Genomic DNA, 15,216 nt, shown 5'->3' with positions numbered 1-15,216 from the left:
AAGGAACCCGCTTCTGCCACCGGCTCTCCCATCGAAATATCTAGATGTATTTCAGCATGCTATGCTCGAAATATCTAGATATTTTGCATCGGAGTTCGAGGCGGCGAGGCGGAGTGACTGCACGCAGGTCCCCAACTGTTGCGACGGTCGAGAAGCCCGAACAGATCGCAGCCGAGTTGCGTGCGCGGATCATCAGCGGCGAGCTCGCGGGCGGCACCCCGTTGGGCCGCGAACCCGATCTGGTCGCGAGGTTCGCGGTGTCACGCCCATCGATGCGCGAAGCGCTACGGATCCTGGAGACCGAGGGTCTGATCGACGTGGTTCGCGGGGTCCGCGGCGGAGTATTCGTTCGGTCCCCCGATGCGCGCATGACGGCGCGGACCGCCGCTATGCTCCTGCGCGCCCGGAATGTCGCACTCGCAGACGTATTCGAAGCGCGCTACCTCCTCGAGCCACCTGCCACGCGCGTGATCGCGACCCGCTCCAAAGGGCGGCAGGCCGCGATCGATCAACTCAGATCACTGATCGCGCGCGAAGAAGACGCAATCGACGACCACGAGGCGTTTGGCCTGGCCAACCATGCGTTTCATGAAGCGTTGTTATCACTGTCCGGCAATCAGACGCTGAGCATTGTGGCCGGGATACTCGACACAGTCCTGGCCAGCGCGCTCATCGCGGTCACCCGAGCCGACAAGGACCTCACCTCGACCGCGACCCGACGTCGAGACCTTCGATCACAACAGCGACTCGTCGAACTCCTCCGTACCGGCGACGCCGACGGAGCCGAAAAACACTGGCGAGCCCACATGCAATTCCTCGCACGCACCATGGCCCGCGCCGCCTCGACGACACTGGTCGATCTGTTGCCCTGAAATCAGCAGACGCCGCCGTGAGGCCAGACATCGTCACTACGAAAACGGCTACCTTACTGAGACGAACACGGCGAGCACTGGCAATACTCAGGCGATCAGACCCACCAAGCCGGGATCGAAGGTCGCCCGGGCGGCCACCGACGCGGCCGCGGCGGAAACCACCAGGGCAGCGTCAGTTTCATAGCCCTTGGGAAAGACGATCTCGGCACTGTCGGGGTTCTCCCGATGCGCCATCAGCCAGTCGTAGAGCAGCCAGTCCACCGCACAGGTCACCGCCAGCGGATCGGCGTCCGGTGCCCGCGCCGCGGACACCACCGCCTGCAGGGCGTCGCGATGCTCCTTGCGGGCCGCATCCTTGTTCACCCCCGAGCTGTCGAAGAACATCATCGCCAAGGTCAGCGGAAACCGCTGGCCCGCTTCGGTGCGCACCACCCAACGGCCGCCCTTCCACGGCTTGTCCGGGTCGACCTGGTGGAATTCGCCGAACCCGCCGATGACACCGATCGACGGGTCGTCGAGTTCACCGTCGAACGGCGCCGGACCAAGCAGACCCAGCGGCAGACGCGCCCGGATCGAGAACAACGCCGCCGTCCCGATGATCTTCCCGGCTCGCAGATCGGCGGACAAGCCGGCGTGTTCGAGTGCCGCGGCGTATTCGAAGCACAGCCGGTCCAGAGTGCGATACAACTCCGCCAGGCTGTCCCGCTCGTCGCTGCCCTGGGGTGACCGGCCACCACCGAGAACCTCGCCGAACCGGCCCGCGGCGATGATCAGCGCATCGTCGAGCGCTTCGAGATGGGTCGCCACCAGTCGGTCCGGCTCGTCGTCCACGGCCACCAGTGCCTGCAACGAGGTGGGGTCACCCGCCGGCGTTGCCCAGTAGAAGCCGATCTGGTCGTCGGCCTGGACGATTCGAGGCCTCACGGCTCCCGCCGCCAGATCATCACTCGATTGTTGCCCGAGTCGGCGACGGCCATCGTGTCACCGCGCAGCGACAGTCCGTATGGCCAGCACAGCGTGTCGCGCTGCACCGAGGTCCAGCGATTCTCGCCGTTGGAGCCGAAGTCGGGTTGCGCCAGAACATGATCCGCGCCGCGCCCGTCGGTCGGTATGCCGTCCCACAACAGGATTCGGTTATTGGCGGTGTCGGCGACCGCCAGCCGTTCGTTGTCGAGACTCGCCGAGTAGGGGAAGCGGAAGCGGTCGCAGGTATGCGGCCCATAGGGCCATTCGAGTGCGCTGGTGAAGTCGGGCTGGCCGAGCACCGAGTCGGCGGCGCGGTCGGCGTCCGGCGGGGGCGACCACCCGAGCAGGCGGTGATCGCCGGCGTCGGCGATCAGCAGCAGGTTTTCGTGGCCGGTGATGTCGTGGGGCCAGCGGAAGCTGGCCGGCCCGACGGCACCGCCACGGTTTTCCTCACGCGCGGCGGCATCGGGCTGGCCGAGCACGACGTCGGCGGGCTGATCGGGTTCGGGAAGACCGTTGCGCCACCCGAGGACCCGACGATTGCCGGTGTCGGCGACCCAGAAGGCCGAGCCGATGACGGCGATACCGAACGGCCAGTACAGCGTCGACGCCGAGCATTCACCGCCCCGGTTCTCGGTGACCGAGCTGGCATCCGGCTGGCCCAGCACGAGATCGGGCGCCACATCGTTGGCTTGCGGCACGGTGTTCCACACCAGGATCCGGTGGTGCCAGGCGTCCGCGACGATCAACCGACCGTCGTGGACCAGCACCCCGGTCGGGAGATTCATCCCGCGCTCCGGACCCCGGCCACCGGCCGCGCGGCCTTCCGACTCGCCGTCAGGTTGGCCGAGGACGACATCGGCGGGCTGCTCATCGCGGTCGGGCATCCCGTGCCAGATCAGCACACGATGGTTGCCGGAGTCGGCCACCACCACCTGTTGATCGCCGAGGAACACCCCGCGGGGTGAATACATCCACGCCATGGAGGGTTTCGCCGGCGGAAGCGCCAAACCGCCCGGCGCGGGCGCACCCAGCCACCTGCTCGGTGACCAGCCGTCGGTGAGGTCGATATCCGGCCTGACATCCGGGCGAGTACCGACTCCGCTGATGTTGTGACGGACGGTGTAGCGGCTCATCTGCCGACGCGGACCCAGACGACACCGTCGTCAACGCGCAGCGGAAGCTGCTCCAGCTGGGCGCCCGGTGCGCTGAGGCACTCCCCCGACGTCGCGTCGTAACAGAAGCCGTGCCACGGACAGGTCAGGGTGTTGCTGCCCAGGTCCAGCACCGCGTTGTTCAACGGCAGTGCTTCGTGCGCACATTCGTTGCGATACGCCGACAGTCGCTGGCCGGCATTGACGACGATGATCTCGGCGTGCTCGCCGGTGGTCGTCGTGAGGCTCAGCGGCGACAGATCGTCGACGACCACGTCCGACGCCGGCCCGACCTCGACCCAACCCTCGCTGGCCGGATCGCGCCCGATCCGCAGCGCCTCAACCGGGATCAACGTGGGTGTCGGCTCGTTCGGCAACACCTCCACGGCCGATATCGCCGGAACTCCCTGCACCAAGGCCTCTTCGACGAGATTCCGCAATGTCACCGATGACATCGAACAGCCGTTACAGGCACCTTCCAGGCGGACGAACGCCGTGCCGTCCTCCACCCGCACCAGCGTCACATCGCCGCCGTGGCTGTTCAATTGCGGTCGGACCGAGACCAGCACCTGGTTGGCGTGCGTGACCGGGTCGGGCCGCACGATCCCGTGCAGTGACAGCAGCAGATGGACGCCTGGATCGTCCACCAGATCGAACAGCGCCTCCCGGGCGGCGTCATCGGCGCGCATCCGGCGCACCATCGTCACCAACCCGGCGCGGTGGATCGCCTCGATCGCCGACTTGAGCTCTTCGGCCACCTCCCGGGCGGCAGGGTCCAGACCGTCCAGCGCGGCCACGGCGTCGTCGACACGTTTGGCGAGTTCCTCGAAACTCGGCACGGTGATCGGCCTTTCAGTGGTTGTCGACATCGCTGCCATCCGTCCGGCCCAGCGTGGTCTGCCGGGCGATCTCGTCGAGCACGCCGCGCACGGTGCGCACCGAGTCGTCGTCGCCGAGTTCCTCGAACAGGAACCGGGCTTCGTACAGTTTGGCTTTCGCCTGGTCGAAAGCGCCAAGATGAGCCAGCACGTTGCCCTGGTTGGCCAGCACCCTGGCCCGGCCCATCGGGTCGCTGTCACGGTCGCGGGCATCCAGGACGGCCTCGTAGAGCTCGACCGCTTCCACCAGGTTGTCGGCCTGGTGTTTCGATGGGGTGTAGACCAGCGAGTTGGCGAGATTCAACTGCACACTGGCCCACTGCTCGGGATAGTCGTCGCGGGTGTACACCTTCAGCGCCGACCGCAACGACTGCGCCGCAATGCCCAGCCTCAGCTGACCGGAGGCCTCCGTCATCGGCATCGTCAAGTACGCGGTCGCCAGGTTGGCGTGCGCCGAGGCCCACAGCAGTGGAGCCTCCTCCCGTAGAACCAGCTGCAGCGCCGAATGGTAGTGCGGCACAACGGCCGCCAGCAGCTCGGGCCGTTCCGGCGCCTGCTCGTGCAGCAGGCCGGCCAGCTGCAGATGCAATTCGGCGCGAGAGACGCGCAGCCCGTCGGCGCCCTCGAGTGCTTTGAGCGCCGCCTCGAACCGGCGCACCGCGTCGGCGGAGTCGACGGCGATCGACGCCGACGCACCGAGTAGTACGCCTCGAAGTGGAGACGACACGGCCGCGGCTTCGTCGGCGGCACGGTCGAGAAGTGCGACGGCCTCCGCTGCCTCCCCATCCTGGAACGCCCGGCTGGCCTGTGCCGACAGCACCAGCGCGGCGAGCTCGGCGCGGGCCGATCCCAGCGGCGGCGGAGTGTCGCACCGACCGACGGCGAACAGCACGACATCGACCAACACACCGAATTCACCCAGAAGCGAGCGCAATTCGTCAGGATCGGCGGAGTCTGGGTCCATCACGAACCGGTTGTATCGGCTGACGGGATCATCACCAGACAACAGCGCCAGCGCACCGTCACGGTCTCCGGCCAGAGCCAGCTGGTGTGCGCGCAGCGCCTCCGGCCACTGCACGACGTTCCCGGCGAGCAGCGCCGTACGCGCCTCTTCGGTGTCCGGAGACGCCGGAATCAGCATGTAGCCCAGCGGAAGTGGGAATGCGCCCAGCGGCTGCGGCCGAACCGCGAGGACGTCGGTATCCACCGATTCGGTGTTGGCCAGTGCGGTCACGGCATCTCTCCCCTCATCCGTGGATGGGTCCGCGGATATCGCGCTCGGCGGCGCGTTTGATCAATCGGGCCGACAACTCGGCGCGGGCCTTGCTGTTGTGAGTGTCGATACGCTTGCGCACCACACCGTCGGCGAACACCACGACGATGTCCACGGCCCACCGGCCGCGCTCCTCCACCACGACGGTCTGCACGTCCAATGCCTCGTCGGTCGAACTGTCCTTGCGGACGGAGGTCTTGGGCCGTGATTCGTCACACATGACGATCACCGGTCCGACCCCAGCGGAATCCGCAAGGCGTGTTGTGCATCGTCCCAGAATGCCTGATGGACGCCGGTCACGGGGCGGTCCGCGAGCACCTCGCGGACCAGCAGCGACCGATCCCCGGCGGGGTTGCGCTGTTTGAGCAGCAGGCCTCCGCTACGCGGGCCGCGCAGCGGGATGAGCCACAGGTCGTCCTCACGCACCATCGCGGCCACCGCATCCGACGGAAACCGGCTGGCCGCCAGCGCCGCATCGAGCCGCACATACCCGTCGTCGGTGAAGCTCACCGAGATGTCGTCGCCGACATCCGGCCGGAGCGGACCCAGATAGTCGCGTTCGACGAGATCGATCACCTGTTCCATCGCGGCCTGCGCCGGCGCGGAGAGGTCAGCACCCAGCTCGACGCCGGCCGCCTCGATCAGGAACACCGTGATGTCGCTCGGGCAGGCGTCGGCCAGCGCCCAGCGGGCGAACGCAATCGCATGATCCCACCGGAACGAGTGGGTGTGCAGGCCCTCCAACGGGGGCAGGTCGGCCAGCTCGTCGGCCGGGACCCGGTAGATCGTGCCGGGATCGGCGCCGGTGGCGGATGCATCGACGATGACGACGCGCTCGGCGCCGCGCATCTGGAAGGCGACGTCCATGCCCGCGGTGCCACCGTCGACCAGCCGTGCCCCGGCGGGCACGCCGCGCTCCCACAGGTGCCGGACCAGAACCGGCCCGACACCGTCGTCGCCGCGCAGCAGGTTGCCGCATCCCACCACCAAGACCGCACACCCAGGCGGCCCGATATCCGGCGAAGGGGGGCCGGCATCGGAACCGCCTGGGTTGCTGCGGGAGTCGTGTGCCCCAGGCTCGATCGCCGGGATCACACCATTCCGTTTATGACGAACTTCGACAGCTCCTTGCCGGTCTTGCCGTCGTAGGCATGCACGGTGCACACCAGACAGGAGTCGAAGCTGCGTGCCACGTGGCCGAGCTCGACGGGATCCTCCGGATCCACGATCGGCGAGCCGACCAGGGCCTTCTCCATCGGACCCAGAACATCGGATCCATCGCGCGGACCGATGTTCCAGGCCGTCGGAGTCACCACCTGATAGTTCTTGATCTTGTTGTCCTCGATGACGATCCAGTCGGCCAGCGCGCCGCGGGCCGCCTCGGTGGCACCGAAACCCTTACCCTGGGCGTACTCGGTGGGCTTGCTGTAGAAGCTCTCCTTGAGGTCGAGCTGATCGAGCCAACCCCTAACCCACTTGTAGTACTTCGGGCCCTCGTGCATGCGGGCCAACTGACGCACCATCACGCTCGGGCCGATCTTGGTGAGGATGTCGTTGAACAACGGGTCATTGTCCTGGTGCGGTGCGGCATTCGGGCCGGCGGCCGCCACCCGGCGCGCCAGCGGACCAGTCTCCAGCGGGATGGCACCGAGGTCGCCGACCACGTATCGAGGCGATTTCGCCCAGCTGTACTTGCCCTGTTTCTTTCCCTCCTGGGGATCGATCGGGATGGTCTCACCGTCGAACGGATGCAGTGGCGTGCTGCCCTCATAGAACGAGTGGGTGACGTCCTCGCGGACGTTGGCCTGATCGAAGTCGTACCACTGCCCCTTGGCGTAGACACCGCCGCGACCGATCAGTGCGGCGTTGCGGCCGTCGATGGTGGGGTTTTCGTACAACGTGGGGTCGAAGTAGGTGCCGGTGGAGATGTAGTTGCCCACCCCCTGGCCGTACTTGTCCAGCCCGATGTCGAGGCAGTAGCGGATGAAGAAACCGCAATCGCTGTTGTACTGCGACTCGTTCTCGTCCACCCAGGCCAGTACGTCTTCCCAGGTCTTGTTCTCCAGCCAGCGATCGACGCTGCAGCCCAGCCAGTCGGACTCCAGCCAGTTGTCCTTCCAGTGCTCGAGGATTGCGATCGAGCGTGTCACATCAGACAGCGTGGGAGCCGACATCACGCCGCCGGGCACCATGAAACTCGAGTGCGGCCACTGACCACCGAAGATCGCATAAACCTCGACCGGCTTGTTCGACAGCACCACACCCTTCTGGTAGCTGGTGCCGACGTACGGGGCGAAGCGGCGCACCGCCTCGTCGTACATCGTCGACTTGGCGTAGTTCTTGTTGGTCAGGTCGATGGCGAACAGCGCATAGAAATAGCGCGGAATCGATTGCAGCGTTTCGCAGGCCTGCGCGATGTTGCGGATCAGTGTGGCATTCGGTGGCATGTGCGTGCGCCACGCGGTGTCCAGTGCGTACGCGGACTTGTACAGGTGACTGCCGCCGCAGATACCGCAGATGCGGGGGCACACGACCAGGCCCGACTGCGGGTCCTTACCCCGCAGGATGATCTCGAAGCCGCGGAACATGGCGGCTTCGGTCCAAGCCGAGGTGACAACACCGTTGTCGACGGTGACCCGGACATCCAGGTCACCCTCGACCCGGCCCAACGGGCTGACGTGGATGTCGAGTGCGGTCATGAGAAGGTCCTCCAAAAGATTTGGGCTGAAGCGGATTTGGTGATTTCGGCGTGGCTAGACCACGAACATGTCTTCCTTCGACCACTGCGGTGCGGCGATGCGTGCCGCCGCCGCGTGAGCCATGTACGTCAGGTGGTCGGATCCCTCCGGCACTTCCTTGGGGATCACTCCGCCGACCTTCTGAGTCTTGAACAGCGTTCCCGGCGCCAGGTCGAAGTGCGGGAACTCCGGCTCGGTGCAGCCGATGCAGGGCATGCCCGCGCGCGTCTTCGAGGACTGCCGGTTCCACAGGATGCGGTTGCACGGCGAGTGCGTCATCGGGCCGCGGCAGCCGAACTCGTAGAACAGGCAACCGGTACGCGTGCCCTCGCCGAAGGACATCGTCGACTGCTTGTACTCGAAGAACTGCACACGGGTGCAACCGGTTTGGGTGAAGGTCTTGAAGAACGTCTCCGGCCGGTGCAACTCGTCGAGCGCGATGTCGCCCGCTCGGCCGGTGGCCAGCGCGACGATGATCTGGGTGATCCAGTCCGGGTGCGCCGGACAGCCGGGGATGTTGATGACAGGCAGTCCCATCTTGGAGCGGAAGTCCGGCCCGAGGAATCCACCCTTGTCCCGCTTGTGGAATTGCAGACCGGTCGACGCCGACGGATTGGGTTCCATCGCGGGAATACCGCCCCAGCAGGCGCAGTCACCGATCGCGACGACGATCTGTGCCGCGCCGGCCAGGTCGGTGACCCAGTCTTTCATCGGCCGGTCGGCGAACATGTCCATCCGTCCGGTGCCATTGGGCGCTTCGATGACGCTGCCCTCGAAGACGAAGATGTCCAGCGGGCGTTCACCCTTGGCGCAATCCCAGAAAACCTTCTGCGCGTTCGCGCCCAGCTCCAGGCCCAGCGACGGGTGCCAGATCAGATCCAGACCGAAATCGACGATCAGGTCGACGACGTTGGGTTCCTCGGCGTTGAGGAACGACATCGTGTTGCCACTGCATGCCCCTCCCTGAAACCACAAGACGGAAGCCATGGATGAACTCCTCTCACACGGCCGAGGGCGCGGCCGAAATCGGTTGGGCTGAAACGACTGTGTGACGTTGCGTCAAGCAGGCGGGGGGCACTACCGGCCCACCCGGCGGCCGAAGGACTTGGCCACCTGCAGCAGGAAGCCGAGACCGCGGACTACGTCGGGGTCCTTGGCCGCCTTGAACAAGCCGTAGAGTCCCTTCGGCGGGCGGTCCGCGCCGGACTGACCCTCGACGAGGGCGTCGCCCAGCTGCGCCAACACCTCCGCCGCCGCGGGGTCGGTGAGCTTGGAGGACAGCAGGGTGCTCAGCGCCGGCGTCGCGGAGACCATCGCGCCGGACAGGGTCGCCAGACTCGCGGCCAGGCTTTGCAGGTCGACGGCCTTGAGGGTGTCGGCACCGGGGATTGCGCCGGGCGCGGCTCCCCGGAACTCGGTGATCGTCGCGGACATGGAGTCGGCGATGACGTCACCGCGGCGGACGAGTCCATCCAAGCCACTGACGAGGACTGCCAGCACGTCGGCGTGATCGAGCAAGGTGTTCAGCGCCGCCGCGACCTGAGGGTCATCGAGCCGATCCCGGACCGTATCCAGGGGAGTTGCCGCTACCGTCTGCCCGTTAGCCGTCATGCACACCCTCCCTGGCAAATGTGGCCTCAGTCACAAAAGTAGTCTTATGGAGCCCGTCTGCCTATCGCTTTCACGCAGCGGCTGTCAAAATTGCGAACAATTACCCGCGCTGAGGCGCGCTCGATCGTGGGGAGGCTGGCGTGCGGAGCGTGACCCACTCCCGGTCGGTTGGCCTATCCTTGCACGTCGCCGATGGTCGACACTGATGTCCCGGCTCGCCAGGCTCGGTTACATCGATGTCCGCCGGACGAGCAATCCGGTTCGCCGCAAGGTGCGGTCGCGCGGCGTTCCGCCCGCTCTGGCAAACAACGAGATCTTCTACACCGAGGACACCAAGACCGCCTCGAGGTTGATCGCCAAGACCCTGGGCCCGCTGCACCTGACGGTCGGAGCCGACGAGGCGCCTGGTTTCGCGGCCACCATGCACGGTGTGCGGCTGCGCAACGTGAGCCTGCTCTACCTCGACTTGCACGTCGCTTCTACCGTGGAGATCCCCATGCTGGGGCCACAGTATTCGGTGCACATGCCGATGAACGGGCGTGCGCTCGTCGAACACCGTGGCCGCACCTTCGAGGCCAACACCATCCGGTCGGTGGTCAGCAGCCCCGGCGCGTCCCTGCGGATGACATTCGACCACGACTCCCCCCAGCTGATCATCCGCATCGAGGAACGGGCGTTGGCCGCACACCTGACCCGGCTGCTCGGCCGTCGCCTGGACCGGCCATTGATCTTCGAACCGGATTTCAACATGGCCACCGAGGCGGCGATGCGCTGGCATTCGGCCGTGCAGCTGATCCATACCGAGGTGTTCCACGAGGGATCGCTGATCCAACGCGGCCAGGGCATCGGTGCGGTGGAGGACTTCGTCATCAGCAGCCTGCTGAACCTGCAGCCATCGAATTACCACGAAGAATTCCTCGCGCCGCCACCCGCCGACCAGCGCCGAGCGGTGGTGCGGAACGCGATGAACTATATCGACGACCACTTGGCCGAGCGGATCACGATGGATGCCGTCGCCAAGGCCGTACACATGAGCGTGCGCTCGATCCAGCAGGGGTTCCGCGAAGAACTCGGTGTGAGCCCGATGAGTTTCGTCCGCGAACGCCGGCTGGAACGTGTCCATGAAGAACTCACCGACGCCCTGCTCTCCGACGGAGTCACGGTGACCCACGTCGCCGAGCGCTGGGGCTTTCACCACCTGGGCAACTTCGCCGTGGAGTACCGCAAGCGCTGGGGTGAGACGCCCTCGGAAACCCTGCGGCGCTGAACCACCTCTCGCCCAAACCGACAAACCGCCGAACAATCGCGAGTAGATCCCCGCAAAACGTCGATCTCGGCGGTTAGGGCTCCAGCGGAATCGTGACGGTGACCCGCGTGCCGGAGCCGGGGGCGGAGTTGACGGTCAATGTCCCACCCACGAGTTCGGCCCGTTCGGCCATCGACAACATGCCGTACCCGGCCGATGACGGGGTGCCCGGCAGCGACTCGAACCCCACTCCGTTGTCGGCGACCTCCAGTGCGGCCACGCCGTCGTCGACGGCAAACCTGACCGTGGCGACCATCGCGCGGGAGTGCTTGACAACGTTCTGAAGTCCCTCCTGCGCAATCCGATACAACGCCACCTCGATGTGCTCGGGCAGTCGCTTGTCCACGAGATCGAGCTCGAGATCCACTTCCGGGATCGACGTGGCCAAGCTGGCCAGGCCACCGGCCAGGCCGAGGTCGTCGAGGACCGGCGGACGCAAGCCACTGATCGCAGACCTCGCCTCGGCCAACGTGAGATCCACCAGGTCCCGGGCTTTTTCAAGCTGCACGGCGGCTGAGGCCTGGTCGGCGTCGTCGACCGCGCGGGCGGCGGCGTCGAGCCGGTAGGTCAAGCCGACCAACCGCTGAGAGATCCCGTCGTGGATGTCCCCGGCGAGGCGGCGGCGCTCGCTCTCCTGCGCGGCGATCACCTGCTCGGCGAAGTCCTCGTGTGCGCGTTCGCGGGCGGAAAGCTGACGGTGCAGCCGGGCCTGATGCAACGCGCCGGCGATGAGCCGGCCGATGACCAGCAGGAGTTCGATGTCGCGTGGCGTGAAATCTCGTCGCTCGATGGTGTGCACGTTGAGCACACCCACCAGGCCACCCGGCTCGGTCTCCATCGGTACCGACGCCATCGAGGCGAAGTCCCGGCCGCGCAACGCCGCAATCGGCACGTATCGCGGATCAGCCTCCTTGTCGCTGACGATGACCACCGGCTGGCGATGACTGGCCACCCAACCGGACACCCCGGATCCCAACGGCATCCGGATGAGGCCGACCTGTTCGTCGAACGGCGGTGTGGCACCGGCCAACGTCAACGACTGGTCGGTGTCGTCGAGGACGTGCACGAAGCACACGTCGGACGCGGTTGCCGCGGTGATCATCCGCGCGACAGCGGCAGCCATCGGCTCGACACCCGGGCCGGTCGACGTCGCGGCGATGATGTCGAGCAGCAGGGCGACTTCCCGGTCGGCGTCGACGAGTCCGTGCACGGCGTGTGGGCTGACACCCTTCGATCGATTCATTGAAAGATGCCTTCCCGCAGGGCGGTTGCGGCGGCACTCGTACGGTCGCTCACGCCGAGCTTGCGATAGATGGAACTGAGGTGCGTCTTGACCGTCTCCTCCCCGATCACCAGCTTGGCGGCAATGCCCCGGTTCGACAGGCCGGTCACCACCAGCGACAAGATCTCACTTTCCCGCTGGGTGAGACCGTGCCGGGCGCCCGGCCAGAATTGATCACTCTGCAGCCGCGCCGCGGTCTCCGCCGCACGGGCGGCAAGGCCGGCGTCGATCGCCGTCGAACCGGCGTGGACCCCCTCCAACTGGCGCACGAGTTCATCGCTGCTGATGCCCTTGAGCAGGTATCCCGACGCCCCGACCCGCATAGCCTGGAACAGGTACTGCTCGTCGTCGTAGACCGACAACAGGATGACCTTCCGGGCCGGGTCGCGCTCCCGGATCTCGCGACACAGATCAAGTCCGCTGGCACCCTGCATCCGCACGTCGCACAATACGATGTCCGGCTTGAGGTCGGCGATAACGGACATGGCCTTCTCCGCTCCGACCGCCTCCCCCACCACCTCGACGCGATCGGAGAACGGCGCAAGCATCGCCTTGAGGCCCTCGATGACCATTTCGTGGTCGTCGACCAGCACCACCCGCACCATCATGAGCTTCACCGTAATGCCGCAACCGGGCTGATCGGACCACAATCCCATTCGACACCTGTCAATCCCGCGTAAACACCACGGCCACAGATGATTACACGCACAATCGCACAACGACGCGGCCGGGTCGACGGTTGAACGCAGGCGAGGGCTCCACCCTCGTCTCCCCTGATCGGGGGATGCCCACGGCTGATCGGCCGGGTGATACTTCGCACGTGGCCACGATGCACATGGACACGATCAGCCCGGGTCGATCCTTCTGGTGGGATCGCGCACGCTGCGCCTACGCTGACGCCCCCGTGCTCGAAGCCGTCATTTTCGACTTCGACGCCCCGCTGGCGGCCACCGAACGCGACGCCCACATGTTCCGGGACCTGATCTGGAGCCTGCATTGCGGCGACATCCGGGTCGGCATCACCGCGGCCGCCCCACGCCAGCGAATCGAGCCGCTGGTGCGGGAACTCATCGGGGACGGCGTGGTCGAGGTGATGATCACCAGCGACGACGTGGTGCGCCCCAAACCCGATCCGGAGGTCTACCAGCGGGCGCTGTACGAGCTGGGCGTCAGGCCGGACGCCGCGATGGCCGTGGAGCACTCCACGGCCGGGTTCCACACGGCGCGATCGGTGGGGCTGGCAACGATCGTCGTCACCACCCTGGGCACTCGCACCCTGGACTTCGTCGGCGCGGCGGCCGTCCTGGATCGGTACGACTGCGCCGAACCGTTGTCAGCCGGCCGCTGTCGGCGGCTGCACGAACAGTGGTGGATCAACCGGTCCCGGCTCAGCGCGTAGCCGCGCGTTCACCCGCAACGAGGCAGAACACAGAGCGAAGACTCGTCGCTCAACATCGCTCTCAGGTCTGACTGGACGCGTTCAGGTACTCAGCCCTGCCCGCACGCGGCCATGACGAGTTCCCGCACCCTCGCGGCGTCGGCTTGCCCCTTGGTCGCCTTCATCACCGCGCCCACGATCGCGCCGGCCGCTTGCACCTTGCCGCCGCGGATCTTCTCGGCGATGTCGGGGTTGGCGGCCAGGGCCTCGTCGACGGCGGACTGGATCAGTGAGTCGTCGCGGACGAGCGCCAGGCCGCGATCGCTCATCACCTGCTCGGGCTCACCCTCGCCGGCCAGCACGCCCTCGATGACCTGCCGGGCCAGCTTGTTCGACAGCTTGCCCTCGTCGACCAGAGCGATCACCGCGGCGACCTGAGCCGGCGTGATTGCCAAATCGGACACCACTCGCCCACTTTCATTGGCCTTCTGCACCAGGAAGTTCCCCCACCACGCCCGGGCGGCCTCGCTGGCGGCGCCCGCCTCGACGGTGGCGGCCACCAGATCGATCGCGCCGGCGTTGACCAGGTCACGCATCACTTCGTCGGAGATCCCCCAGTCCTGCTGAATTCGCTTGCGCGACAACCACGGAAGCTCGGGGATGGTGGTGCGTAACCGCGCCACCAGCTCCGCGCTCGGCGCCACCGGTTCCAGATCGGGCTCCGGGAAGTACCGGTAGTCCTCGGCGGTCTCCTTGTCGCGACCGGGTGAGGTGTAGCCGTCCTCGTGGAAATGCCGGGTCTCCTGGTGGATCTTGCCACCCCCGACGAGAATTGCTGCCTGGCGGCGCATTTCGTAGCGGACCGCAACCTCGACACTCTTCAGCGAGTTGACGTTCTTGGTCTCGGTGCGGGTGCCGAACTCGACTTGTCCATGAGGCCGCAGCGATGCGTTGGCGTCACAACGCAGCGAGCCCTGGTCCATCCGCACATCGGAGACGCCGAGCGTGCGCAGCAGATCGCGCAGCGCGGTCACATAGGCGCGGGCGACCTCCGGGGCGCGCTCCCCGGCACCTTCGATCGGCTTGGTGACGATCTCGATCAGCGGTACCCCGGCACGGTTGAAGTCCAGCAGCGACATCGTCGCGCCGTGAATGCGGCCCGTCGCGCTGCCGATATGGGTGGCCTTGCCGGTGTCCTCCTCCATGTGCGCCCGCTCGATCTCGACGCGGAACGTGCTGCCGTCGTCCAGGGGCACATCGAGGTAGCCGTTGATCGCGATCGGCTCGTCGTACTGCGAGATCTGGTAGTTCTTGGGCATGTCCGGATAGAAGTAGTTCTTGCGGGCGAAGCGGCACCACGGCACGATCTCGCAGTTCAGCGCCAGGCCGATCCGGATGGCCGACTCGACGGCGGCCTCGTTGAGCACCGGCAGCGCGCCCGGCAGGCCGAGGCACACCGGACACACCTGGGTGTTGGGATCGGCCCCGAAGGTCGTCGAACACGGGCAGAACATCTTGGTCGCCGTCGACAGCTCGACGTGCACCTCCAAGCCGAGCACCGGGTCGAAGCGGGCGACGACATCGTCGTAATCAAGCAGGTCGGCCTGGGCTGCAGCGGTCATACGGCGATTCTAGTTTCCTGCCGAACAGCTGTCTGGGGGGCTGCGCCCGGTGGTGGAGGATGAAAATTTGGCCGTGGTGTTCGGCCTGGTGAGGTGCTTGCGTCGCAGACGGGCGGGGTCAACCATGAAGGGGTGT

General features: G+C 66.4%; 15 protein-coding genes. 3 read left to right on the top strand and 12 right to left on the bottom strand.

What is annotated here, in order from left to right:
* The first annotated feature begins 113 nt into the window (after positions 1-113).
* Complete coding sequence (locus ORI27_RS08970) at positions 114-872, top strand: FadR/GntR family transcriptional regulator (RefSeq protein ID WP_265996392.1); 759 nt, start codon at positions 114-116, stop codon at positions 870-872.
* Between the two features lie 87 nt (positions 873-959).
* Here the strand turns inward: ORI27_RS08970 and ORI27_RS08965 are convergent, their stop codons facing one another.
* The 9 genes from ORI27_RS08965 to ORI27_RS08925 all read right to left on the bottom strand — a co-directional run bounded on the left by ORI27_RS08965 (position 960) and on the right by ORI27_RS08925 (position 9,492).
* On the bottom strand, positions 960-1,796 hold the full coding sequence (locus ORI27_RS08965; protein WP_265996391.1) for a hypothetical protein: 837 nt from the start codon (positions 1,794-1,796) through the stop codon (positions 960-962).
* A complete protein-coding gene (locus ORI27_RS08960) occupies positions 1,793-2,974 on the bottom strand; it encodes an NHL repeat-containing protein (protein ID WP_265996390.1) in 1,182 nt (393 codons plus the stop codon). The genes ORI27_RS08965 and ORI27_RS08960 overlap by 4 nt, the downstream gene beginning before the upstream one ends.
* On the bottom strand, positions 2,971-3,861 hold the full coding sequence (locus ORI27_RS08955) for a NifU family protein (protein WP_265996389.1): 891 nt from the start codon (positions 3,859-3,861) through the stop codon (positions 2,971-2,973). The genes ORI27_RS08960 and ORI27_RS08955 overlap by 4 nt, the downstream gene beginning before the upstream one ends.
* Positions 3,845-5,095 (bottom strand): tetratricopeptide repeat protein, encoded by a 1,251-nt coding sequence (locus tag ORI27_RS08950; protein ID WP_407666267.1) that lies wholly within the window; start codon positions 5,093-5,095, stop codon positions 3,845-3,847. The genes ORI27_RS08955 and ORI27_RS08950 overlap by 17 nt, the downstream gene beginning before the upstream one ends.
* A gap of 22 nt (positions 5,096-5,117) precedes the next feature.
* Positions 5,118-5,363 carry a hypothetical protein gene (locus ORI27_RS08945; RefSeq protein ID WP_265996387.1) on the bottom strand — a complete coding sequence of 82 codons (246 nt, stop codon included), beginning with the start codon at positions 5,361-5,363 and terminating at the stop codon, positions 5,118-5,120.
* Positions 5,364-5,368: 5 nt separating this feature from the next.
* A complete protein-coding gene (locus ORI27_RS08940; RefSeq protein ID WP_407666266.1) occupies positions 5,369-6,130 on the bottom strand; it encodes a hydrogenase maturation protease in 762 nt (253 codons plus the stop codon).
* Between the two features lie 104 nt (positions 6,131-6,234).
* A complete protein-coding gene (locus tag ORI27_RS08935; RefSeq protein ID WP_265996384.1) occupies positions 6,235-7,842 on the bottom strand; it encodes a nickel-dependent hydrogenase large subunit in 1,608 nt (535 codons plus the stop codon).
* A gap of 54 nt (positions 7,843-7,896) precedes the next feature.
* On the bottom strand, positions 7,897-8,868 hold the full coding sequence (locus ORI27_RS08930; protein WP_265996383.1) for an NADH-quinone oxidoreductase subunit B family protein: 972 nt from the start codon (positions 8,866-8,868) through the stop codon (positions 7,897-7,899).
* Between the two features lie 90 nt (positions 8,869-8,958).
* On the bottom strand, positions 8,959-9,492 hold the full coding sequence (locus tag ORI27_RS08925; protein WP_265996382.1) for a DUF1641 domain-containing protein: 534 nt from the start codon (positions 9,490-9,492) through the stop codon (positions 8,959-8,961).
* Positions 9,493-9,697: 205 nt separating this feature from the next.
* Between ORI27_RS08925 and ORI27_RS08920 the strand changes: the two genes are divergently transcribed.
* On the top strand, positions 9,698-10,759 hold the full coding sequence (locus ORI27_RS08920) for an AraC family transcriptional regulator (RefSeq protein ID WP_265996381.1): 1,062 nt from the start codon (positions 9,698-9,700) through the stop codon (positions 10,757-10,759).
* 73 nt (positions 10,760-10,832) lie between these two features.
* Here ORI27_RS08920 and ORI27_RS08915 read toward each other — a convergent pair whose 3' ends face one another.
* Complete coding sequence (locus ORI27_RS08915) at positions 10,833-12,041, bottom strand: GAF domain-containing sensor histidine kinase (RefSeq protein ID WP_265996380.1); 1,209 nt, start codon at positions 12,039-12,041, stop codon at positions 10,833-10,835.
* On the bottom strand, positions 12,038-12,688 hold the full coding sequence (locus ORI27_RS08910) for a response regulator (protein ID WP_265996379.1): 651 nt from the start codon (positions 12,686-12,688) through the stop codon (positions 12,038-12,040). The genes ORI27_RS08915 and ORI27_RS08910 overlap by 4 nt, the downstream gene beginning before the upstream one ends.
* Positions 12,689-12,909: 221 nt before the next feature.
* On the opposite strand from ORI27_RS08910, the gene ORI27_RS08905 reads away from it, so the two are divergent.
* Positions 12,910-13,479: an HAD family hydrolase gene (locus ORI27_RS08905; protein WP_265996633.1), complete on the top strand. Its 570-nt coding sequence runs from the start codon at positions 12,910-12,912 to the stop codon at positions 13,477-13,479.
* 89 nt (positions 13,480-13,568) lie between these two features.
* Here ORI27_RS08905 and gatB read toward each other — a convergent pair whose 3' ends face one another.
* A complete protein-coding gene (gatB, locus tag ORI27_RS08900) occupies positions 13,569-15,080 on the bottom strand; it encodes an Asp-tRNA(Asn)/Glu-tRNA(Gln) amidotransferase subunit GatB (RefSeq protein ID WP_265996378.1) in 1,512 nt (503 codons plus the stop codon).
* Positions 15,081-15,216 lie beyond the last annotated feature (136 nt).

It is taken from the genome of Mycobacterium pinniadriaticum, from assembly GCF_026242045.1.
Taxonomy (GTDB): Bacteria; Actinomycetota; Actinomycetes; order Mycobacteriales; family Mycobacteriaceae; genus Mycobacterium; species Mycobacterium pinniadriaticum.
This window is presented reverse-complemented; position numbering and strand designations above follow the sequence as displayed.